The organism is Variovorax sp. LARHSF232, assembly GCF_052871435.1.
Window position 1 is genome coordinate 494,606 of record NZ_JBIXJS010000002.1, and the last position, 21,387, is coordinate 515,992.

Genomic DNA, 21,387 nt, shown 5'->3' on the forward strand with positions numbered 1-21,387 from the left:
CATGACCTTCCTCGACCAGCTGCGCAACGCGGCCACGCAAAACCGCTCGCTGCTGTGTGTCGGGCTCGATCCAGAACCCAAGCGCTTTCCCGCCAAGCTGCAGGGCGACCCGAGCCGCATCTACGACTTCTGCGCCCGCATCGTCGACGCCACGGCCGACCTGGCCATCGCCTTCAAGCCGCAGATCGCCTACTTCGCGGCCCACCGCGCCGAGGACCAGCTGGAAAAGCTGATGGAGCACATGCGCCGCAACGCGCCCCATGTGCCCACCATCCTGGATGCCAAGCGCGGCGACATCGGCTCCACCGCCGAGCAGTACGCCATCGAGGCCTTCGAGCGCTATGGCGCCGACTCGGTGACGCTGTCGCCCTTCATGGGCTTCGACTCGGTGGCGCCCTACCTGCAATACCAGGACAAGGGCGCCTTCCTCCTGTGCCGCACCAGCAACCCGGGCGGCGACGACCTGCAGGCGCAGCGCCTGGCCAGCGTGGCCGGCGAGCCGCTGCTGTATGAACACGTGGCGCGCCTGGCCCAGGGGCCGTGGAATCTGAATGGCCAACTGGGCCTGGTGGTCGGCGCCACCTACCCGGCCGAGATCGAGCGGGTGCGCGCGCTGGCGCCGACCGTGCCGCTGCTGATTCCGGGCGTCGGCGCCCAGGGCGGCGATGCGGCGGCCACCGTCAAGGCCGGCTGGCGGGCCGACGCGCCGATCATCGTGAACTCCTCGCGCGCCATCATCTATGCCTCGTCCGGCGACGACTTCGAAGCTGCGGCACGGCGCGCCGCCATCCAGACGCGCGATGCGCTGGAAGCTGCCAAGGGCTGAAGCTTCTAGAAACACTTTTCGACAATTCGTGTCAGCTTGCAGGCGTTTGGGCGGCTGATGCCGACAGAAAAAGTCACAGTTTCGACCGCGACGCATACCTTCGTGCGCAATTGAAGTCGCCCGTCCGCCGTGCCGTCCACCGGCATGGCGCTTGCCTCATTCCACCCTGGCGCCGCATGCGCCCAGGAGTGAGGGAATATGGTTGAGGAAGAAGTTGTGGACGGCCGCGCGCGCAGCGCGGCCGAAGAGGGGCCGTTGACGCCCGAATGGGCGCTGCCGGCGCCAGAGCCGCGCGTGGCATGGGGCGCCGCCGTGGCGGCATCGGCCCTGCTGGCTGCTTGCGGCGGCGGGGGTGGTGAAGACAGCGGCGGGGGCACCAGCGCGCCGGCGGCCAACCCGGCCGGCTCCCTGGCGCCGTTGTCGGGAACCCAGACCTACGCCTACCCCAGCGCCAAGAGCGATGCCGAAGCCGCGCGCTTCCTGCTGCAGGCCCAGGGCTATGCCACCGACGCGGACATCGCCACCGTGCGTTCGCTGGGCTTTCTGCCTTGGCTGGCGTCGCAGTTCGATGCCGCCAAGGCCGGCACCGGCTGGGACTGGATCAACGCCCGGACCGGGGCGAGCAGCATCTCGTTCGACAACATGATCTGGGCGCAGTTGATGGCTTCGCCCGACGGCCTGCGCAAGCGGCTGGCGCTGGCCTTGTCGGAAATCTTCGTGGTGTCGGGCAGCGACATCGGTTCCAGCTGGCCCCACCACATGATGGCCCAGTACTGGGACACGCTGGTGGCCGGCGTCAGCGGCAACTTCCGCGAGCTGTTGGAGGCCATCAGCCTGAGTCCGGCGATGGGCTACTACCTCAACACCAAGGGCAACCAGAAGGAGAACAGCCAGGGCCGCCAGCCCGACGAGAACTACGCGCGCGAAGTCATGCAGCTGATGACCATCGGGCTGTACCAGCTCGACGCCAAGGGCCAGGTGAAGACGGGCGCCGACGGCAGCAAGCTCGACAGCTACACGCAGGACGACGTGAGCAACCTGGCACGCGTCTTCACCGGCTACGACCTGAACGTGGCCGCCGGAGAGGAGAACGCCGGCGAAAGCAATCTGTGGACGACCCGGCCGATGGCGCTTTTCGCCTCCCGGCATTCCACCCTGGCCGCCAACTTCCTGGGCGCCTCGGTGCCCGCCGGCACCGATGGCAAGGCCGCGCTCAAGATCGCGCTCGACACGCTGCACAGCCATCCCAACGTCGGCCCCTTCATCGGCCGGCAGCTGATCCAGCGGCTGGTGACCAGCAACCCCAGCCCCGACTACGTGGAGCGCGTCGCGGCGGTGTTCGAGAACAACGGCGCCGGCGTGCGCGGCGATATGAAAAGCGTGTTCGCCGCCGTGCTGCTGGACAACGAGGCGCGCAGCCCGGCGGGCTTGGCCGATGCCAACTTCGGCCGCCTGCGCGAGCCCATGCTGCGGCTGGTGCAGTGGGCACGGACCTTGGGTGCGGCTTCCACGTCGGGCAACTGGGCCGTCGGCAACACCTCGGACCCGAGCTTCAGGCTGGGCCAGAGCCCGCTGCGCTCACCCTCGGTGTTCAACTTCTTCCGGCCCGGCTATGTGCCGCCGTCCACCGCCATCGCCAACACCGGCATGGTCGCGCCGGAATTCCAGCTGGTGAACGAGACCAGCGTGGGCGGCTACCTGAACTACATGCAGGGCGTCATCGGCGGCACCAGCAATGACGTGAAGTCGAGCTATCCGAACGAGATGGGCCTGGTGATGGATGCGTCCGCGCTGGTGGACCGGCTCAACCTGCTGCTGTGCGCCAACCAGCTGGACCCGGAGGGCACGGTGAAGCTCATCAAGAACGCGCTGGCCACGCCGGCGCTGACGGCCAGCAGCAGCGAGGCGGCGCGCCTCAACCGGGTGCGTGCCGCCGTGTTGATGGTGATGGCCGCGCCCGAATACCTGATCCAGAAATAAGGCTCGTTTCCAATGCACTACATCGACCCCAAGGGCCACAGCCGCCGTGCCTTCCTGCGGCGCTCCGGCGCGCTGGCCATGGCCGGCTCGGCCATGCCCTTTGCCCTCGGCCTGTCGGCCATGAGCGAGGCGGCGGCCCAGACCGCCACCGACTACAAGGCGCTGGTCTGCGTCTTCCTGTTCGGCGGCTGCGACTATGCCAACACCGTCATCAGCTACGACGACGACAGCCACGGCAAGTACAGCACCATCCGCGTGCCGCAGGCCTCGGGCGGCATCGCCATCGCCAAGGATGCGGCGCTGGCGGCCACGCTCCTGAATCCGACGGTGGCGCTGCCGGGCGGGCGGCAGTACGCGCTGAACCCGCAGATGACGGCACTCAAGGGCCTGTTCGACGCCGGCACGGCCGCGGTGCAGCTCAACGTGGGGCCGCTGGTGGTGCCGCTCAACCGCTCGCTCTACAACAACAGCAACAAGAAGCTGTACCCGCAGCCGCCCAAGCTCTTCTCCCACAACGACCAGCAGTCGATCTGGCAGTCGTCATCGCCCGAAGGCTCGACCATCGGCTGGGGCGGCAACATCGGCGACCTGGTGCTGGGCCAGAACAGCAACTCGCTCTTCACCTGCATCTCGGTGTCGGGCAACGCGGTCTTCCTGTCGGGCGACAACACGCTGCAATACCAGGTGGGCAGCGGCGGCGCGGTGAAGATCGGCAGCGTGAGCGGCACTGGCAGCGTTTTCGGCTCCAGCACGGTGAAGCAGGCGATGGCGCAGCTCACACAGCAGGCACGCAGCCACAAGCTGGAGAACGAATACAACAAGGTCACCAAGCGGGCAGTGGATGCCGAGGTGACGGTGACGAGCGCCATCGGCGGGACGACCTCGGCCTTTGCGGGGCAATTCCCGGCGACGGGCCTGGGCCGCCAGCTGGAAATGGTGGCGCGCCTGATCGAGGGGCGCGGCAACCTGGGCGCCAAGCGCCAGGTGTTCTTCGTCTCGATGGGCGGCTTCGACCTGCACGACAACCTGATCGCCAACCAGGGCCCGCTGCTCAAGCAACTGAGCGATGCCATGGCGGCCTTTCAGGCGGCGATGGCCGCCAAGGGCATCGGCGACAAGGTCACCACCTTCACCGCCTCCGACTTCGGCCGCACCCTGGCCTCCAACGGCGACGGCGCCGACCACGGCTGGGGCAACCATCACTTCATGGTGGGCGGCGCCGTCAACGGCAACGCCATCTATGGCTATGCGCCGCCGGTGAGCATCGACAACAGCAGCAGCCTGCCCGGCTACGACGGCCACGTGGGACAGGGCCGGCTGATTCCCACCACCTCGGTCGACCAGTACGGCGCCACGCTGGGCAAGTGGTTCGGCCTCGGCGATGCCCAGCTCGCCGAAATCCTGCCGAATCTGAAGAACTTCGGTGGCGGCACGCTCAACGTCGGCACCACCACCGTGAGCTATCCGAGGGACGTGGGCTTCATGAAGCCGGCTTGAGGCCGTCCCAGAGCTTCGGTATCGGTGTGAGCATGGAACTGCCGCCGGGGGCTTACCAGGCGACGCGGTGCAGCCGCTCGCGCAGCCAGCCGAAGCCGACGTGCTCCTGCTCCAGCCGCAGTCCCTTGCGGATGCGGTCGTCGCGCAGATCGTCATAGAGCGCCTGCTCCTCGGGCGTCAGTCTGCGCAGGTCGGCACGTTGCGGCTGGTCCTCCACGCCCCAGAAGGCGCTGTGTGCATCGAGGGTCGCCCGGTCCATCAGGAACGAGCGCACGTGGCTGAAGCGGGCGCGCAGTTGGTCCAGAATGGCAAAACCATGGGTGTCGATGTCGCCCCAATAGTGGATCGAGCAGTTCGCCAGCCAGCGGGCCTTGGCCAGGGCGTCCCAACCGTAGCCGGCGCCGAATACCACGATCGCCCGCCGCGCGTTCGGCAAGGCCAGGAAGTTGATCTCGTTCTCGGTGATGAAAACCCGCTCGACATCAAGGGCCAGGCAGGCGAAGCTGTCGGCATCCAGGCTGACGTCCGGGCACGAAGCGCCGGGCACCACCTGTAGGGCGGAGTCGAGCACCCGGAAGCGGATCCGGGTTGGCTTGCTCAGGAAGCCGTACCGGCCGGCAAACTGTGCAACACCTGTACTTGTCGTGTCCACGGCCTGTGCCGGCAGTGCCAGATCGAGCAGGTCAGCCAGCACGCCGCGATGCGCCTCGATGAACTTGCTGTGCATGCCGGGCAAGTCCATCTGGCGAAGGTAGATGCCGGGGCGTGGGTGGCGCTGGAGCCAGTCCACCACGGCAAGCAATCGAGGCCAATCATCCGCCAGCGCCAATGCCTGCAGCGGGCGTTTTTCCAGCCAGGGCAGCAGCGCGGGACACGCGGACCGGGTCATGGCAACCAGGGCTGCGAAGCCTTCCCTTTCACGGCGCTTGCCCAGCCAGGCCAGCGCATCGTCGATCGAGTCGACCCAGATGCTGGCGGGCAGACGCTGGGTGCCCTGGACGCGGTGACGCACCTCCAGCCACTCCACGCGCAGGGGCGCCGCTGCCGCCAATTCCGCCGCCCACATCCGTACCGATTCGAAGCGATCGGTGACATCGGCAGATGCCGGCGCCTTGAGGGCGAGTCGCAAAGGGAAGCGCGCATTGCCGCTCACCATGTCTCGAAGCAGATCGCCGCGTTCCCACAGCCGCGCCAGCTGGGCCTTCAGATCCCTTGGCGTGGTCCAGGTCACGGTCCGGCCTCCGGCGCATCTCGCGGCGCCATGGCGGCCTTCTGCGCACGGTACTCCTCGATCGACAGGTTGCGCAGCCTGGAGGCGCGGCCGCCCTCGTTATGCACGAAGCCCACGCTGGAGACGAAGGGCTCGATGATGTGGATTTTCTGCAGCGGTGTCACGATCAGCAACTGGAGGTTGAGTTGCTGGAACAGCTTCAGCCCGTACTGCGCCGATTCGTCCGAGCCCCGGCCGAAGGCCTCGTCGATAACCACGAAGCGGAACGAGCGCGAGCGCACCGCGCCCCACTCCAGGCCGAACTGGTAGGCCAGGCTGGCGGCGAGGATGGTGTAGGCCAGCTTCTCCTTCTGGCCGCCGGACTTGCCGCCGGAGTCCGAATAGTGTTCATGCTCGGTGCCGTCCTCGCGCCAGCGCTCGCTGGCGGCGAACAGGAACCAGTTGCGCACGTCCGTTACCTTCGCCGTCCAGCGCCGGTCCTGTTCCGACAGGCCCTCGCGTCCGCGGAAGCGGTCGATGATGGTCTTGACCTGGAGAAACTTGGCCTCGGAATACTGCGCGTCGTCCGAGCCTGTGACGCTGCCTTCGGTGCAGGCGCGCAGCTCCTGCTGGAAGTCGCGTATCTCCGCGTCCGGGCTGATCTGCGACTCCAGCACGATGTAGCGGCCGGGGTTGTAATCGATCTCGCCCAGCGACTTGTTGATGTGCGCGATGCGTTCCTTGATGGTTTCGCGCTCCTTGGCCAGCTGCGCGTTGAAGTTGGCGATCTCGTTGATGGTGTTGACGTTCAGCAGTTCCTTGAACTTGGCGACGAAGCGGGGCAGGTCGTCGCGATCGAGCTGGGCCAGCAGTTTTTCGTACTCGAAGGCTGCTTCCAGGCTGGCGTCCATCTCGGCGGTCTCGAGCTTGAACATCTCCTTGAATGAGGCCATGGCCTTGATGATCTTCTCGGCCAGGCGCTTGAGCTTGTGGTCCTCCGCATCGATGCGCGCCTGCAGCCAGGTGCGGACGTCCTGCTCGCGGTTGTCGCACGACTCGACACTCAGCTGATGCTCGCCCAATGCCTCTGTGCGCATGGCCTCGAGGGTCGGCGACAGTCCTGCATCCACTGTCGCGGCCGGGAGCAGCAGCGAAGTTTGCTGGTGCAGTTCCTGCGCGTCCGAGCGGCGCTGCTCCACCTTGGCGCGCTTGGCCAGCACTTCTCGGTGTTCGGCCTCGCCTGCTTGCAGTTCCAGTTGCAACTGATCCAACTGCTGATTCAGGGTCTTGAGCACATCCGACGCCGCTTCCAAGGCGCGGCGTTCTTCTTCCAGCGCGGCAATCCGTGCTGTCACGCGGGCCCAGTCCATCTCATCGAAGGCGATGAACTCCTCCAGCTTCGTCAGCGCGTCGAGCCGGGCCTGCAGGCCTGCGCGCTCCTTCTGGACCTTGGCGATCTCTCCACCGACGTCCGCCAGGCGCCGTTCGAGCTGTTGTTGCTTGGACTGCAGCGCGGCGATCTTGGCCGCATTGCTCCATCCCAGTACGTAGCGGCTGCGGTCGTCGATGCGGTGCCGGTCGTCCTTCTCGTGTCGGCCGGTCGGATCCTTGATCTGCCCGGCCCGGGTCACCGCCCGCGTCTCGCGGCGGAACTGTTCCTGCGTGGCGCAGCACGCCACGTCGAAGCGGTGCGCGAGTTCGCGTTCCAGCCAGTCGTAGTGCGGCGAGTCGGGCTTGATGGTGAGCTTGCGCACCAGGGAATCCCGATGCAGCTCGGGCAATTCCCCCGCCTTGCGCGGGCGGACGTGGAAGTACACCAGCCGGCCGCGCAGCTGGCTGCGGTCCACCCAATCCGCCACCACCTTGTAGTGGACATCGGGCACCAGCAAGGCCAGGCCGAAGCCGCGCAGCAGCCGTTCGGCGGCGCCCTCCCAGTCGCGCTCGTCATCGCGCAGCTGAATGAGTTCGCCGGCGAAGGGCATGTCGTTTTCGTTCAGGTCCAGGGCTGCGCACAGGGCCGCACGGATCCGGACCTGCGCGTCGTCGATGTTGCTGCGGCGGCGCTGGAGGCTGGCGATCTCGGCACCCAGCTGATCGTGCTCGAGCTTGCCCTGGCGCAGCGTCACGCCGTGCTCGGTCAGCGCGTTCTGCAGGTCGGCGTCGCGGGTGCGTTCATCGTCGCGCCAGCCTTTGAACAGTGAGCGCTGTTCGATGAAGGCGGCCTCGTCATGCGGCGCAGGCTCGCCCAGCACGGCCGCCAGTTCGCCGTATCGGTCCGCCTTGGTCCTTCTGGCGTCGCGCAGCTGTTCCTTGGCGCGAATGTCCGCGGCCAAGGCTTCCAGGCGGTCGCCGCCGTTGTCGCTGATGGCCCGCTTCAGAGCATCAAGGCGCTCGCGTTGCTCCCGGCACGTGTCGTCGAGCCGGCGTGCCTGGCCATCGACCTTCTGCCATTCGTCGTCCAGCAAGCCGAGGCGCTTGTCGAGCAGCCCCAGCTTGAGTCCCGCGAAATGCACGCGCAGGCCCTCGCGGCAGGCGCGCAGGTTCTCGATTTCGCCGGCAAGTTCAGCGTGCCGGTGGCAGTCGGCCACCAGCGGATGGAGCAGGTTCACTTGCTGTTGGGCCTTGAGCACCGCCTGGTGGGCGCGGTTGAGGTCGTCGAAGTGGCCGATCAGCGCCTGGATGCGCGGTGCGACGTCGAAGGGCTCCAGCATGTGACTGCGCACGAAGTCGGTGAGGTTGCCGACCGACTTCATCGACACCGTCTGGTGGAACAGTTCCAGCGCCTGGTCATTCTCGATACCGAAGCGGCGGCGGAACCAGGCCGCGTAGGGCGGGAAGCTGTCGTGCAGATCCGCGCCGAGGCCACGCAGTTTCTTGCGCAACTGCGCGATGTCCGTGCCGAAGTTAGAGAAGTCGGCTGCGATCGACAGCGGCCGCTCCGCGCCCAGGAAGAAGCGCGCCGGCTGCCCTTGCGCGTCTTTCATCCAGAACACCTGTGCCAGGCTCACGGTCTGGTCGTATCCCGCGTTGTGGAACACGCCCAGGATCACCGAGTAGCTGTTGGGGTCGCGCAGGCTGACGGGCCTGGCCGCCCCCGTGACCTCGTTGCGTTCGGACTTGTAGTGCCCGAGGACATAGGAGCGCAGCGTCCGCTCCTTGCTGTCGGCGCCGGCAGCCTTGTTGTAGGCAATGCGGTGGACTGGCACCAGCAGGGTGGTGATGGCATCCACCAGGGTGGACTTTCCGGAGCCGATGTCTCCGGTCAACAGGCCGTTCCTGCCGTCCAGGTGCAGCGTCCAGACCCGGCTGTCGAAGGTGCCCCAGTTGAACACTTCCAGACGCGTCAGCCGGAAGCCCGACAGCGTGTCGTCGGCAACGAAGTCCAGCCCCAGCGGTTGAGGACCGTTCATGCGCCAGCCTCCAACGAACCCTTGGCGGTGCTGGAGAGAGCGCTCTGGTAGAGCGCCAGCCGCGCATCGAATTCGGCAAGCCATTGCGCATCAACGAAGGCCTTCAGGATGCGCCGGACCTCGTAGCTGTCGGGCCCCGCGGCGGCGCCGCTGGCAGGTTTGAGCCTGCGCAGGAAGCCCAAGTCCGCCACCTTGTGAATGAAGCCGTCGATCTGGTCGATCAGCCGGGCTTCGTTGGGACCATCCGGCAGAAACACCCGCACCAGTTCGACGATTTCGTCGCGGCTCAGCACCAGGCGGGTGTCGCCTCCGCCGGCGTCGAATTCGGCCAGCTTCTTGCGCAGCAGCGCCAGCAGCAGGCTGACCGGGAAGGACAAAGGCCGGCGCACCACCAGGCGAGGCAGGCGAGGGGCCGCGTCGTCCTGCGCGGGGTCGGGGCGCCCCTTGAGAAATGCATGCCCTTCGGCTTCGTCCAGCACCAGTTCGAGGTTGAGCACCGAGACGTAGTCGCGCACCCGGGCCTGCAGGTTGAGTAGCGCGGCCCATTGGCGCTCGTCGCCCTCGCGGTACAGAACGCCTTTGAGCAGGTTGATCAGCAGCACCGACAGATCCGCCGCCGGTGCGGGCGCGGTGGGTGCGCCGGTGATTTCCTCTTCCATTCGTCGCTTCTTTCTTCTGTTCAGCGCATGAAGATCACTCGGGGCAGGCGGGCGCGCCGCTCGATGCGCTCGCCATCCGAGGCTGCGGCCTGCCAGTAGATGGGCTCCAGCGTGCCTTCGTCGACCACGGCCTTGAAGGCGTCGCTGCCCAACTGCAGGTAGGCCACCAGTTCGGCCAGGCCGTGCTGAAGAGGTTGCGCTTCCACCAATTCGCGCAGCGAGGCCTGCGCCTTGTCCTGCAAGGCGTGGCGGATGTGGCGGGCCAGGCGCGCCTTGTCCACCACCACCTGCGCGAACAGCGCGGCCGGGTCGACGTCTTCCTCGCCCATCTGCAGCGCCAGGCTGGCAATGACGGGCTTCACCGCCAGGGCGAACAAGGGGCGCTCCATCGGCAGTTCGATGTCGGCGCCGGCCTCGGCCATGTCCATCACCTGGTCGGTGGGGGCCGTCTCGCGCAGCGCCAGCGCCTTGCTCTCGATCCCATGCAGGATGTCCATGATGCGGCGGTTCTCCAGCCATGCCTGGTCGTCGAGAAATCGGCGCAATTGCTGCGACAACTGGGCCACCGTGCGCTGCGTGTGCTCGCCGGCCTCCATCCAGTCGTAATGAACGCGGCGCGTGCGGGTGTCGGGCTGCAAGGACGCCACGGCCGGCAGGGCCAGCACGCGGTCGAGCAACTCGGTCAGCTCTTCCTGGCGGCGGGCGGAGAGCAGGAAGTCCCAGAAGGCCCGGAAGCTCTTGCCCTGATCGGAGTCGGCGATGGAATCGCGCTCGCCCATGATTTCTTCCAGCAGCGCGCCCTTGCCGCCGTCCCACAGTGCGATGCGCTCGCGTACCCGCCGATCCAATTGGCGGAAGTTGTGTTCCACCTCGCGAAAGTCGGTCAGCAGCTCGCGTGCGCCCTGCATGAACTGCTGGAAGCGGTCCTTGAGCGCCGTGTCGTCCAGGAGCGGCACGTCGCCCGCCAGCACCTGCGCGATTTCCGCATCGATCTCGTCGCGCTTCCTGTGCAACTCCGCGATGCGCTTGGCAGGGTCGGCCTCGCTGCCTTCGCTCATCTGCTTGAGCAGGTCGAACAGCGTGAGCAGCCGGGACTCGGTGCCGACGAACTGGCGTTCGGAAAGCTGCGCCAGCCAGGCCAGTGCCTTCTCCGTGGCCGGGGTCAGGTCGAACTGCGCCTCGTCGGTTCCGGGCTTGTAGAACTTGCGCAGCCAGCCCTTGTCGGCCGCGGCCCAGTCGTTCAGGTACTCCAGCGCCGGCTTGGGGAAAGCGGCTTCGCCCAGTTGCAGGCGCAGGGCGTAGAGCTCGTCTTCCAGCGCCTCCGCCAAGTCGGCCTGCGCCATCATCCGCACGTTGGGCGCCACGAACACCCGGTGCAGAAAGCTGGCCACCAGCGGTGCGTGGTCCGAGCGCAGCAGGCGCCACGCGGGGTGGTGCGTGCGCAGGGCGTCGAGACTGGCGAAGTCGAGGCTCACGGGACGCGGCGCTGCTGCAGCCAGCGGCGGCCTTCGGCAGTCAAGCGATAGCGCTGCCTGCTGCTGCGCGGTTTGTCGGGCTGGGTCATTTCCACCAGTCCGGCGGCGAGCCCAGGCTGCAGGTAGGCCTTGCGGAAATGCTCGGTGTCCTTGAGGCCAAGCGCCTCTTGCAGCGCTTGCCGTGGCAACTCGTCCACCAAGGCCCGCATCAGCCGCGCGACTTCCGGGGTGACTTCCGGGGTGACTTCCGGGGTGACTTCCGGGCTGGGGCGTGCAGCAAGGGGATGGACAGGCAAGCGCACCACGCAAGCCAGCCGGTCGTCATCGGTCTCAAACGTAGGCGGTGGCGAGCCGTTGGCGGCCATCGCCTTCAGGATCTTCGGGATGCCGGTCGAGCGCCCTTCGGTGAGATCCAGCTCCTTGAGGAACTCGCCGATGCGGCGATTGCGATAGCGCCGGCTGACAGCGCGGCCGGCCTTGAAGTCCTCGCTGCGGATCGAACGGTCGGGTCCGGGGAAACTGAGGATCACCATTTCGTCGAAGCCGATGCGTACCTCGACCGGTTCGCGCTCCTCGTACGAGCGGTGATAGACCGCATTCACCAAGGCCTCCTCGATCGCGGTGTACGGGAAGTTCCAGATCCGGGTCGCCTCTGCCCGGTCGGGGTGCTTGATGACGGTCTCGTGCAAGTAGTTGCGCTGGATGTAGCCCAACGCATCGCGCGTCATGCGCGCCAATGGCCCCTTGAAGATCTTCTCGTCGAAGCGGTCTCCGCCCGCACCTTCGGGAAACCACACGACGTCGATCTGCGCATAGGGGAAAAAGCGCTCTGGCACTTCGCTGAAGAACAGCAGGCCGACGTTCTTGGGCCAGGGCGATTCGTCCGGTCCGCCCACCACGTTCATCTGGCGCCCCAGCGCTTCCAGCGACAGGGCGGGCGCATCGTCCGCCAGCGCGCTGCCCACTTCGCGCAGGTAGTCCAGCATCAAGGGCTTGGACAGGTCGCCCACACGTGCGTGCTGGTTGTAGCGGTCGTCCCAGGGCACTTGTGCAGTCAGGCTCAGCAACTCTTGCTCGGCCTCGCCCTTGGCCTCCACGGTGCTGCTGTAGCGGCGGATGTAGTAGTGCCAGGTCTTGTGCCTGGCGGTCACCGAGGCTGGCGCCTTGTAGGGCCGGTTCATGCCGCCAGGCGCCTGCAAGACGATCAACTTGCGCCCCTCCACGTCCACGCGGCTCAGCAGCGGAAAGTAGGGCGGCTGGATCAACTGACAAGCGGCCAGCAGTTCCTGCTGGATCTTGTCGAGCTGTGTTTCCGCCAGCCCGACCGGCGGAAATACGGGCCTGCCGTCGGCGTCACAATCCTGGCCGATCACGACGTAGCCGCCGCCGAGGTTCTCGAAGTCGTTGGCGAAGGCGCACAACGTGCGGACGATGGCATCCGGATTCCAGCCCGACTTGTATTTCGATGCGCTCGCCCTCGACCGTGCGTTGGCGCAGCAGGTCGTCGAGGCGGAGGGGCAGCTTGTCGGGCATCGTCGAATTCTCGCGTGGATTCGACCACTCCCAGCTCAGCCCCGCGCCCCCAATCGATGCGAAACTGCCTGCGCGCATTGCCGCATCGCGCATGCGACCGGCCCGTCCCAGCCGATATCGAACAGCCCGGCTGGCCCGATGGCGGTGAGTGCCAGCACCAAGTCGCCTGCGTGATTGAACACCGGCACCGACATGGCGTTGATGCCCGGGATCACCTCGCCGTCGGAGCGCGACAGTCCGCGCTGGCGGACTTCCTCCAGTTGCGCTTCGAAATCGCCCCAGGATGGCAGCGGGTGCTGCGGCGGCATGCCCAGGCGATTTGGCGCGGCAGTGGACCGGCTGGCCGCGTCCGGCTTGTTCGCATTGCGCTTGGCGCGGCTGCGCTCCTCTTCCAGCAGCCCGCGCACCTCCGCCGGATCCCGGTACGCCCCGAACAACTTTCCCGAGGCCGTATCCGTCAGCGAAAACACCGTGCCGTGCCGCATGTTCACGTGCACCGGCGAGGGGGATTCGGCGATCTGCACGATGGTGGCGCCGCGGTCGCCCCACACCACGATCGCCACCGTCTGCCCGATCTCCTGCGCCAGCTCGGCGATGAGCGGAGTCGCCACATGCACCGGGTTGGCCTGCTGCAGGCTGATCAGGCCCAGCTGCAGCGCCAAGGGCCCAAGCTGGTAGTGGCCATTGCTGCGGTCTTGCTCGATCAGCCCCAATCGGCCGAAACTGACCATGTAGGGGTGCGCCTTAGCGGCCGACATGTCGGCCTCGCGCGCCAGGTCCTTCAGGGCCATGGGCCGGCCGTGATGGACCAGCGCCCGCAAAAGCTGGCCGCCCACTTCGATGCTCTGGATGCCGCGCTGGTTGTCACTGGCCATGCTGGTTCCGCCCGCCGGTTAATTCGTTGATACAAAAAGCATTAGACATTATCTGATTCGAGGCCTACACTGCGCGCATTCGTTCACAGCGAACGCGTTTAACTTAGACAAACAGGAGACGCCACGATGAACCAGCCCGCCAAAGCCTTTGCCAGCCAGGCCGACCTGGAGGAAAAGAAGGTCAGCTTCACCAAGCTGTCCGACAACGCCTACGCCTACACCGCCGAGGGCGACCCGAACACCGGCGTCATCATTGGCGACGATGCGGTGATGGTGATCGACACCCAGGCCACCCCGGTGATGGCGCAGGACGTGATCCGCCGCATCCGCGAGGTGACCGACAAGCCCATCAAGTACGTGGTGCTCTCCCACTACCACGCGGTGCGTGTGCTGGGCGCCTCCGGCTACAAGCCCGAGCACATCATTGCCAGCCGCGACACCTACGACCTGATCGTCGAGCGCGGCGAGCAGGACAAGGCCAGCGAGATCGGCCGCTTCCCGCGCCTGTTCCAGGCCGTCGAATCGGTGCCGGCGGGCCTGACCTGGCCGACCATGACCTTCGAGGGAAAGATGTCGATCTGGCTGGGCAAGCTCGAGGTGCAGCTCATCCAGCTGGGCCGCGGCCACACCAAGGGCGACACCATCGCCTGGCTGCCGGCGCAGAAGATCCTGTTCTCGGGCGACCTGGTGGAGTTCGACGCCACGCCCTATGCCGGCGACGCCTACTTCACCGATTGGCCCCAGACCCTGGACAACATCGCCGCCATGAAGCCGGTGGCGCTGGTGCCCGGCCGCGGCGCCGCCCTCACCACGCCCGACGAAGTGGCGCAGGGCCTGGCCGGCACGCGCAGCTTCATTGCCGACATGCATGCGTCGGTGAAGGCCGGCGTGGCGGCAGGCAAGGATCTGAATGCGGTCTACAAGGACACCTACACCGCCTTGAAGCCCAAGTACGGCCACTGGGTCATCTTCGACCACTGCCTGCCCTTCGACGTGACGCGCGCCTACGACGAGGTGACGCAGCATCCCGACCCGCGCATCTGGACCGCCGAGCGCGACGTGGAAATGTGGAAGGCCCTCGAGTCCTGAACGGCCAAGGCCCTCGCCATGAACCTGAAGGACTTCTCGGCCGCCGCCGCGGCGGGGCCGCTCGACTATCAGCAGGTGGTCTTCGACTACACCCGCCACCCCGACCAGGATGCGCCCGCCGCGGCGCGCCACCCAGTGGTGATCGTGGGTGCCGGCCCGGTGGGCTTGGCGCTGGCGATCGACCTGGCACAAAAGAAGGTGCCGGTGGTGATCCTGGAAGGCGGCCAGGCACTCTCGACCGGCTCGCGCGCCATCTGCTTTGCCAAGCGCACTCTGGAAATCTTCGACCGGCTCGGCTGCGCCGACCGCATGGTGGACAAGGGCGTGTCGTGGAACGTGGGCCGCGTCTACTTCGGCGCCGAAGAGGTCTATCGCTTCGACCTGCTGCCCGAGTCGGGCCATGAGCGGCCCGCCTTCATCAACCTGCAGCAGTACTACGTGGAAGGCTACCTGGTGCAGCGCGCCGCCGCCTTGCCGGGCATCGACCTGCGCTGGAAGAACAAGGTCGTCGGCCTGACGCAGCAGGCCGACCATGTGCGCCTCGCCATCGAAACGCCCGAAGGCAACTACGCGCTGGAGGCCGGCTACGTGGCGGCCTGCGATGGCTCGCGCTCCCAGCTGCGCGCCCTCTTGGGCCAGGAAAGCAAGGGCCGCATCTTCCGCGACCGCTTCCTGATCGCCGACATCACGATGGACGCGCACCTGCCCGAGCCGCCGCCGGGCCGCCCCAAGGCGGCGAGCGCCCCCTCGGGGGGCAGCGAGGACACGCCAGTGCCGAGCGTGGGGGCCATATCACCCGAGCGCCGCTTCTGGTTCGATCCGCCCTTCCATCCCGGCCAGAGCGTGCTGCTGCACAAGCAGGCCGACGGCATGTGGCGTGTCGACTTCCAGCTTGGCTGGGACGCCGACCCGGCGCTCGAGCGCCAGCCCGAGCGCATCGTGCCGCGCGTTCGCGCCCTGCTCGACAGCATCGGCCATGAAGGCGTGCAGTTCGAGATCGGCTGGGCCAGCGTGTACACCTTCGCCTGCCAGCGCATGGAGCGCTTTCGCCACGGCCGCGTGCTCTTTGCCGGCGACAGCGCGCATGGCGTCTCGCCCTTCGGTGCGCGCGGCGCGAACTCGGGTGTGCAGGACGCCGACAACCTGGCCTGGAAGCTGGCGGCGGTGCTGCAGGGCGAAGCGCCGCCGAGCCTGCTGGACAGCTACGGCAGCGAGCGCGAATACGCCGCTGACGAGAACATCCGCAATTCCACCCGCGCCACCGACTTCATCACGCCCAAGAGCGAGGTAAGCCGGTTGTTTCGCGATGCGGTGCTGGCGCTGTCGAAGCGGCATCCCTTTGCCCGTGCGCTGGTCAACAGCGGACGCCTCTCCACCGCCACGGTGCTCGATGGGTCCTTGCTCTCCACGCCCGATGCCGAGCCCTTCCGGGGCCCCGCGCGCCCCGGCGCGGCGGCGCAGGATGCGCCGCTGGCAGACGGCCGCTGGCTGCTGCGCGCCCTGGCGCCGCATTGTTTCAACCTGCTGGTATTCGGCGACGCGCCGCCAGCTGCGCTGCCCGCGGAACTGGCCGAACGCGTGCATGTGCTGCGCATTCCGCTGGACGCCGCGCACGCCGTGGCCGCCGCGCGCTACGACGCCACCGCCGGCACCACCTACCTGCTGCGGCCCGACCAGCATGTCTGTGCGCGCTGGCGCCGGCAGCCGGATGCACGGGCGCTGCAGGCCGCGCTCGACCACGCGCTGGCGCGCAGCGGCGCCGCCGTGCTGGCCGCCGCGGCCTGAATGAACATGAAGTGAGCCTGACCATGCAGCCCCCCCAGCCCGAGCAACACCTCATCACCCAGCCGCACCTGGACGCGCCCGACGATTTCTACGAGGCGCTGATCGAGACGCACCAGGGCCTGACGCCCGAGCAGAGCCATGCGCTCAACGCGCGCCTGGTGTTGCTGCTGTCCAACCACATCGGCGCACTGACCGTGCTGCGCGAAGCCTTTGCGGCGGCGCGGGCCGAGCTCCCCGCGCATTCGACGACCACCACAAACTAGGAGACACCCCATGCATCGCCGTTCCCTGCTGGCTTCGCTGGCGCTGACCCTTGCCGCTGCCGCCCTGCCCGCGGCCGCCCAACCCAGCAACAAGCCCATCGAATGGGTGGTTGGCTATGCCGCCGGCGGCGGCTCCGACGTGGTGGCGCGCGCCACCGCGGAAGCCATGAGCAAGACGCTGGATGCTCCCATCGTCATCAACAACAAGCCCGGCGCTGCCACCAACATCGCGGCCGAATATGCGGTGCGTGCCAAGGACCGCGAGCACATCCTGTTCACCGCCGACTTCGCCACGCTGGCGGCCAACCCATTTTTGTTCTCCAAGCTGAACTACGACGCGCAGAAGGACCTCAAGCCCGTCGGCTTGCTGGCCCGCTTCCCGCTGGTGCTGGTGGTGGGCCCGCAGGTGCCGGCGAACAACTGGAAGGAGTTCGCCGCCTGGCTGCGTTCGCAGCCCGAGGGCGTCAGCTACGCCTCGGCTGGCGTGGGTAGCCCGCACCACCTGGCCACCGAACTGCTGCGCGAAAAGGCGGGCCTCAAGCTCACCCATGTTGCCTATCGCGGCGCCGCGCCGGCGATCCAGGATGTGCTGGGAGGGCAGGTGCCCTTCATGCTGGTGGACACCGCCAGTGGCGGCCAGTTCGTGGCCTCGGGCAAGCTCAAGGCCATCGGCGTCGCCAGCGCCTCGCGCATCGCCTCCATGCCCAAGGTGCCCACCTTGATGGAGCAGGGCGTGGCCGACTACGAGGCCTACGCCTGGCAGGGCCTCACGGTGCCCGCCGGCACGCCGGACGCCTTGGTGGCACGCTACAGCGGCGCCCTGCAGGACGCGCTGGCCTCGCCTGGCGTCAAGGCGCGCTACGAAGTCCTGGGCGTGGAGCCGCTGCCAGGCACGCCGGCGCAGATGGCCCAGTACGTCAAGGCCGAGCGCGAGCGCTGGGGCCGCCTGATCCAGGCCAACAACATCCGCGTCGACTGATTGAAAAACCTGAGGAAACGAAAGAGAACACCATGAGCACCCGCGCCGACTCCCTTGCCTACCAGAGCGGCTTCGGCAACGAATACGCCAGCGAGGCGCTGGCCGGCGCGCTGCCGCAGGGCCGCAACAGCCCGCAGCGCGCGCCCTTCGATCTGTATCCCGAGCTGATCTCCGGCTCGGCCTTCACCGCGCCGCGCCATGAGAACCGGCGCAGCTGGCTGTATCGGCGCCGGCCCTCGGTGGTGGCGGGTCGCTACCAGCCTTACGCCCAAGCCACCTGGCGCACCGGCGGCGACAAGGCGCAGGCGGTGCCGCCCGAGCCGATGCGTTGGCATCCGACGCCGCTGCCGGCCAACATCGCGGACATCGACTTCATCGATGGCGTCCACACCGTGGCGGCCAATGGCGATGCGGATGCGCAAAGCGGCGTGGCGGCGCACATCTACCTGGCGGGCCGCTCGATGGAGAAGCGCGCCTTCGTCAATGCCGATGGCGAGATCCTCTTCGTGCCGCAGCAGGGGCGGCTGGTGATCACGTCCGAGATGGGCGTGCTCGAGGTCAAGCCCGGCGAGATCGCGCTGGTGCCGCGCGGCGTGGTGTTCAAGGTGGCATTGCCCGACGGTCCCTCGCGCGGCTACCTGTGCGAGAACTACGGCGCGCAGTTCCGCCTGCCCGAGCTGGGGCCGATCGGCTCCAATGGCCTGGCCAATGCCCGCGACTTCCAGGCGCCGGTGGCGGCCTATGAACACGACGGCGAGGTGGCCTATGAACTGGTGAAGAAGTTCGGCGGGCATTTCTGGCGCGCACCCACCAGCCACTCGCCCTTCAACGTGGTGGCCTGGCACGGCAACCTGTCGCCGGTGAAGTACGACACGGCCAACTTCATGACCATCGGCTCGATCAGCTTCGACCATCCCGATCCGTCCATCTTCACCGTGCTCACTTCGCCCAGTGACACGCCGGGCACCGCCAATTGCGACTTCGTGATCTTCCCGCCGCGCTGGCTGGTGATGGAGAACACCTTCCGTCCGCCCTGGTACCACCGCAACCTGATGAGCGAGTTCATGGGCCTGGTGTACGGCGAGTACGACGCCAAGCCCGGCGGCTTCAAGCCCGGTGGCGCCAGCCTGCACAACGCCATGGTGCCGCACGGCCCGGACGAGGAAGCCTTCGACAAGGCCAGCCACGCCGAGCTGAAGCCGCAGAAGCTGGACAACACGCTGGCCTTCATGTTCGAGAGCCGCTATCGCTTCATCCCGACCGAGGCTGCGTTGCAAAGCCCGCAGCTCGACACCGACTACGCCGACTGCTGGGCCGGCCTGGAGGACCAGTTCAAATCATGACGAACCTCAATTCCACCCACGACCCGCAACTGCGCAGCTGGGTCGCCTCCGCCAATGCGGCGGGCTGCGACTTCCCGATCCAGAACCTGCCCTTCGGCACCTTTGTGCCGAACGAGGGCGGTGGACCGCGCATCGGCGTGGCGATCGGCGACCAGATCCTGGACCTGCGCGCCGCCGGCCTCATCGCCACCCACGACATGAACGTGCTGATGGCCGCCGGCCCGGCCGAGCGCTCGGCCTTGCGCGCCGCCATCTCGCAAGGGTTGGCCGAAGGCAGCAGCGAGCGCGCCGATTGGGAGAAGAGCGCGCTCGTGCCGCAGTCGGCAGTGACGATGCAGCTGCCCTGCCGCATCGGCGACTACACCGACTTCTACACCAGCGTGCACCACGCCACCACGGTGGGCAAGCAGTTCCGGCCGGACAATCCGCTCCTGCCCAACTACAAGTGGATCCCCATCGGCTACCACGGCAGGGCTTCGTCGGTGGGCGTGAGCGGGCAGCGCTTCAAGCGGCCCAAGGGACAGATCAAGCCTTCGCCCGATGCGCCGCCGGTATTGGCGCCCACGCGCAAGCTGGACTACGAGCTGGAGCTGGGCTTCTTCATCGCCGGCGGCAACGCGCTGGGCGAGCCCATTGGCATCGAGCGCGCCGAAGAGCATCTGTTCGGCGTGACCTTGTTCAACGACTGGTCGGCGCGCGACATCCAGCCTTGGGAATACCAGCCGCTGGGGCCCTTCCTCTCGAAGAACTTCGCGAGCACGGTGTCGCCCTGGATCGTGACGACCGAGGCGCTGGCGCCGTTCCGCGCCAAGTTCGAGCGCGCCGCCGACGACGTGCAGCCGCTGCCCTACCTCGAATCGCCCGCCAACCGCGAGAGCGGCGCGCTGGGCATCACGCTGGAAGTCTGGCTGCAGACCGCCAAGATGCGCGAGGCCGGCCAGCCGCCGGTGATGCTGTCGCATGGCAATGCGGCCGAGGCGGCCTACTGGACGGTGGCGCAGCTCATCACGCACCACACGGTGAATGGCTGCAACCTGCAGCCGGGCGACCTGCTGGGCTCCGGCACCCTGTCAGGCCCCAAGCCGGAAGAAGCCGGCTCGCTGCTGGAACTGACCACCGGCGGCAAGAACCCGATCCAGTTGCCCAATGGCGAATCGCGCGGCTTCCTGGAAGACGGCGACACGCTGGTGATGCGCGGCTATTGCGAGCGCGCCGGCGCGGTGCGCATCGGGCTGGGCGAAGTCAGCGCGACCGTGCTGCCGGCGGCCTGATCCTTATCTCGTCAAAAAGCGCTCGGCCAGCAACACCCAGTAGGCGCCGCCGAGCGCCACGTTGTCGTCGTTGAAGTCGTAGCCGGGGTTGTGCACCATGCAGGCCCCGGCGCTGTCGCCGTCGCCATTGCCGATCAACAGGTAGCTGCCCGGCACCTTCTCCAGCATGAAGGCGAAGTCCTCGCTGCCGGTGAGCGGCGGGCCCTGCAGGGTGACGCGCTCGGCGCCCACCAGCTCCAGTGCCACCTGGCGCGCGAACTCGGTTTCATCCTTCGTGTTGACCAGCACCGCATAGCCCTTGCGCCAGTCGATCTGCGCCTGGCAGCCGAAGCTCTCGGCTTGCGCGGCGATGATGGCCTTCACGCGCTTCTCCAGCAGCGCGCGCACGTCGCGGTCGAGCGAACGCACGCTGATCTCCAGCGTCGCGCTGGCCGGGATCACGTTCTTGGCCTTGCCGGCATGGATGGCGCCCACCGTCACCACCGCCATCTCCAGCGGATCGACGTTGCGCGACACCACGCTCTGCAGCGCCATCACGATGCTGGACGCCGCCACCACCGGATCGAAGGTGCGATGCGGCATGGCGCCGTGGCCGCCGACGCCGGTGAGCGTGACGGTGGCGTAGTCCGACGAGGCCATCGCCGCGCCTTCGCGCAGCGCGAAGCGCCCCTGGGGCAGGCCGGGCATGTTGTGCATGGCGAAGACGGCATCGCAGGGGTACTTGTCGAACAGGCCGTCTTCGATCATGCGCACCGCGCCGCCGCCGCCTTCCTCGGCCGGCTGGAAGATCAGGTTCAAGGTGCCATCAAAGCGCCCGCGCGTGGCCAGGTGATGCGCCGCCGCCAGCAGCATGGCGGTGTGCCCGTCATGGCCGCAGGCGTGCATCACGCCGTGGTTGCAGCTGGCATAGCTGAGGCCGGTAGCCTCGTCGATCGGCAGCGCGTCCATGTCGGCCCGCAGCCCCAGTTGGCGCTGGCCGTCGCCGCGCACCAGCCGCCCCACCACGCCGGTGCCACCCAATCCGCGCTCGACCTGGTAGCCCCAGGTCTCCAGCTTTTGCGCCACCAGCGCCGCGGTGCGGTGCTCGCCAAAGGCCAGTTCGGGGTGCCGGTGGATGTCGCGCCGCACGCCGATGAATTCTTCGGCTTGTTGCTGCAGGTCTTCAAGCAAGCTGCTCATGAGTGGTCAACGC

General features: G+C 67.5%; 16 protein-coding genes. 9 read left to right on the forward strand and 7 right to left on the reverse strand.

What is annotated here, in order from left to right:
- The first annotated feature begins 1 nt into the window (after position 1).
- The 3 genes from pyrF to ACIPRI_RS07745 all read left to right on the forward strand — a co-directional run bounded on the left by pyrF (position 2) and on the right by ACIPRI_RS07745 (position 4,303).
- The gene (pyrF, locus tag ACIPRI_RS07735; protein ID WP_446620836.1) at positions 2 to 826 is read left to right on the forward strand and encodes an orotidine-5'-phosphate decarboxylase; all 825 of its coding nucleotides are present in this window, start codon (positions 2 to 4) and stop codon (positions 824 to 826) included.
- A gap of 198 nt (positions 827 to 1,024) precedes the next feature.
- Positions 1,025 to 2,806 carry a DUF1800 domain-containing protein gene (locus tag ACIPRI_RS07740; protein WP_446620837.1) on the forward strand — a complete coding sequence of 594 codons (1,782 nt, stop codon included), beginning with the start codon at positions 1,025 to 1,027 and terminating at the stop codon, positions 2,804 to 2,806.
- Between the two features lie 12 nt (positions 2,807 to 2,818).
- Complete coding sequence (locus ACIPRI_RS07745) at positions 2,819 to 4,303, forward strand: DUF1501 domain-containing protein (RefSeq protein WP_446620838.1); 1,485 nt, start codon at positions 2,819 to 2,821, stop codon at positions 4,301 to 4,303.
- A gap of 52 nt (positions 4,304 to 4,355) precedes the next feature.
- Here the strand turns inward: ACIPRI_RS07745 and ACIPRI_RS07750 are convergent, their stop codons facing one another.
- Genes ACIPRI_RS07750 through ACIPRI_RS07775 form a run of 6 tightly spaced genes read right to left on the reverse strand, consistent with a single transcriptional unit; the run spans position 4,356 to position 13,465 of the window.
- Positions 4,356 to 5,534 carry a DUF3322 domain-containing protein gene (locus ACIPRI_RS07750; RefSeq protein WP_446620839.1) on the reverse strand — a complete coding sequence of 393 codons (1,179 nt, stop codon included), beginning with the start codon at positions 5,532 to 5,534 and terminating at the stop codon, positions 4,356 to 4,358.
- A complete protein-coding gene (locus ACIPRI_RS07755) occupies positions 5,531 to 8,923 on the reverse strand; it encodes an ATP-binding protein (RefSeq protein WP_446620840.1) in 3,393 nt (1,130 codons plus the stop codon). The genes ACIPRI_RS07750 and ACIPRI_RS07755 overlap by 4 nt, the downstream gene beginning before the upstream one ends.
- Positions 8,920 to 9,582 carry a DUF4194 domain-containing protein gene (locus ACIPRI_RS07760; protein ID WP_446620841.1) on the reverse strand — a complete coding sequence of 221 codons (663 nt, stop codon included), beginning with the start codon at positions 9,580 to 9,582 and terminating at the stop codon, positions 8,920 to 8,922. Before ACIPRI_RS07760 ends, ACIPRI_RS07755 begins: the two co-directional genes overlap by 4 nt.
- Before the next feature lie 20 nt (positions 9,583 to 9,602).
- Positions 9,603 to 11,057, reverse strand: coding sequence for a DUF3375 domain-containing protein (locus tag ACIPRI_RS07765; RefSeq protein ID WP_446620842.1), 1,455 nt, complete (start codon positions 11,055 to 11,057; stop codon positions 9,603 to 9,605).
- A complete protein-coding gene (locus ACIPRI_RS07770; RefSeq protein WP_446621071.1) occupies positions 11,054 to 12,610 on the reverse strand; it encodes a Fic family protein in 1,557 nt (518 codons plus the stop codon). The genes ACIPRI_RS07765 and ACIPRI_RS07770 overlap by 4 nt, the downstream gene beginning before the upstream one ends.
- A 15-nt stretch (positions 12,611 to 12,625) precedes the next feature.
- Positions 12,626 to 13,465 carry an IclR family transcriptional regulator gene (locus ACIPRI_RS07775; protein ID WP_446620843.1) on the reverse strand — a complete coding sequence of 280 codons (840 nt, stop codon included), beginning with the start codon at positions 13,463 to 13,465 and terminating at the stop codon, positions 12,626 to 12,628.
- Between the two features lie 126 nt (positions 13,466 to 13,591).
- Here ACIPRI_RS07775 and ACIPRI_RS07780 point away from each other — a divergent pair, with 126 nt between their 5' ends.
- The 6 genes from ACIPRI_RS07780 to fahA are packed head-to-tail and all read left to right on the forward strand — an operon-like array spanning position 13,592 to position 20,195.
- Positions 13,592 to 14,554 (forward strand): MBL fold metallo-hydrolase, encoded by a 963-nt coding sequence (locus ACIPRI_RS07780; RefSeq protein WP_446620844.1) that lies wholly within the window; start codon positions 13,592 to 13,594, stop codon positions 14,552 to 14,554.
- Between the two features lie 18 nt (positions 14,555 to 14,572).
- The gene (locus ACIPRI_RS07785; protein ID WP_446620845.1) at positions 14,573 to 16,339 is read left to right on the forward strand and encodes an FAD-dependent oxidoreductase; all 1,767 of its coding nucleotides are present in this window, start codon (positions 14,573 to 14,575) and stop codon (positions 16,337 to 16,339) included.
- 23 nt (positions 16,340 to 16,362) lie between these two features.
- Positions 16,363 to 16,602: a DUF2783 domain-containing protein gene (locus tag ACIPRI_RS07790; RefSeq protein ID WP_446620846.1), complete on the forward strand. Its 240-nt coding sequence runs from the start codon at positions 16,363 to 16,365 to the stop codon at positions 16,600 to 16,602.
- A 10-nt stretch (positions 16,603 to 16,612) separates the two neighbouring features.
- Positions 16,613 to 17,581 carry a Bug family tripartite tricarboxylate transporter substrate binding protein gene (locus ACIPRI_RS07795; protein WP_446620847.1) on the forward strand — a complete coding sequence of 323 codons (969 nt, stop codon included), beginning with the start codon at positions 16,613 to 16,615 and terminating at the stop codon, positions 17,579 to 17,581.
- Positions 17,582 to 17,613: 32 nt separating this feature from the next.
- A complete protein-coding gene (gene hmgA, locus ACIPRI_RS07800; protein ID WP_446620848.1) occupies positions 17,614 to 18,924 on the forward strand; it encodes a homogentisate 1,2-dioxygenase in 1,311 nt (436 codons plus the stop codon).
- Positions 18,921 to 20,195: a fumarylacetoacetase gene (gene fahA / locus ACIPRI_RS07805; RefSeq protein WP_446620849.1), complete on the forward strand. Its 1,275-nt coding sequence runs from the start codon at positions 18,921 to 18,923 to the stop codon at positions 20,193 to 20,195. Before hmgA ends, fahA begins: the two co-directional genes overlap by 4 nt.
- A gap of 3 nt (positions 20,196 to 20,198) precedes the next feature.
- On the opposite strand, the gene ACIPRI_RS07810 is transcribed toward fahA, so the two are convergent.
- A complete protein-coding gene (locus ACIPRI_RS07810) occupies positions 20,199 to 21,374 on the reverse strand; it encodes a M20 aminoacylase family protein (RefSeq protein WP_446620850.1) in 1,176 nt (391 codons plus the stop codon).
- Positions 21,375 to 21,387: the final 13 nt, after the last annotated feature.

Coding starts and splice junctions, on each gene's coding strand:
- pyrF (WP_446620836.1), top strand. CDS start 2: ATGACCTTCCTCGACCAGCTGCGCAACGCGGCCACGCAAAACCGCTCG.
- ACIPRI_RS07740 (WP_446620837.1), top strand. CDS start 1,025: ATGGTTGAGGAAGAAGTTGTGGACGGCCGCGCGCGCAGCGCGGCCGAA.
- ACIPRI_RS07745 (WP_446620838.1), top strand. CDS start 2,819: ATGCACTACATCGACCCCAAGGGCCACAGCCGCCGTGCCTTCCTGCGG.
- ACIPRI_RS07755 (WP_446620840.1), bottom strand. CDS start 8,923: ATGAACGGTCCTCAACCGCTGGGGCTGGACTTCGTTGCCGACGACACG.
- ACIPRI_RS07760 (WP_446620841.1), bottom strand. CDS start 9,582: ATGGAAGAGGAAATCACCGGCGCACCCACCGCGCCCGCACCGGCGGCG.
- ACIPRI_RS07775 (WP_446620843.1), bottom strand. CDS start 13,465: ATGGCCAGTGACAACCAGCGCGGCATCCAGAGCATCGAAGTGGGCGGC.
- ACIPRI_RS07780 (WP_446620844.1), top strand. CDS start 13,592: ATGAACCAGCCCGCCAAAGCCTTTGCCAGCCAGGCCGACCTGGAGGAA.
- ACIPRI_RS07785 (WP_446620845.1), top strand. CDS start 14,573: ATGAACCTGAAGGACTTCTCGGCCGCCGCCGCGGCGGGGCCGCTCGAC.
- ACIPRI_RS07790 (WP_446620846.1), top strand. CDS start 16,363: ATGCAGCCCCCCCAGCCCGAGCAACACCTCATCACCCAGCCGCACCTG.
- ACIPRI_RS07795 (WP_446620847.1), top strand. CDS start 16,613: ATGCATCGCCGTTCCCTGCTGGCTTCGCTGGCGCTGACCCTTGCCGCT.
- hmgA (WP_446620848.1), top strand. CDS start 17,614: ATGAGCACCCGCGCCGACTCCCTTGCCTACCAGAGCGGCTTCGGCAAC.
- fahA (WP_446620849.1), top strand. CDS start 18,921: ATGACGAACCTCAATTCCACCCACGACCCGCAACTGCGCAGCTGGGTC.
- ACIPRI_RS07810 (WP_446620850.1), bottom strand. CDS start 21,374: ATGAGCAGCTTGCTTGAAGACCTGCAGCAACAAGCCGAAGAATTCATC.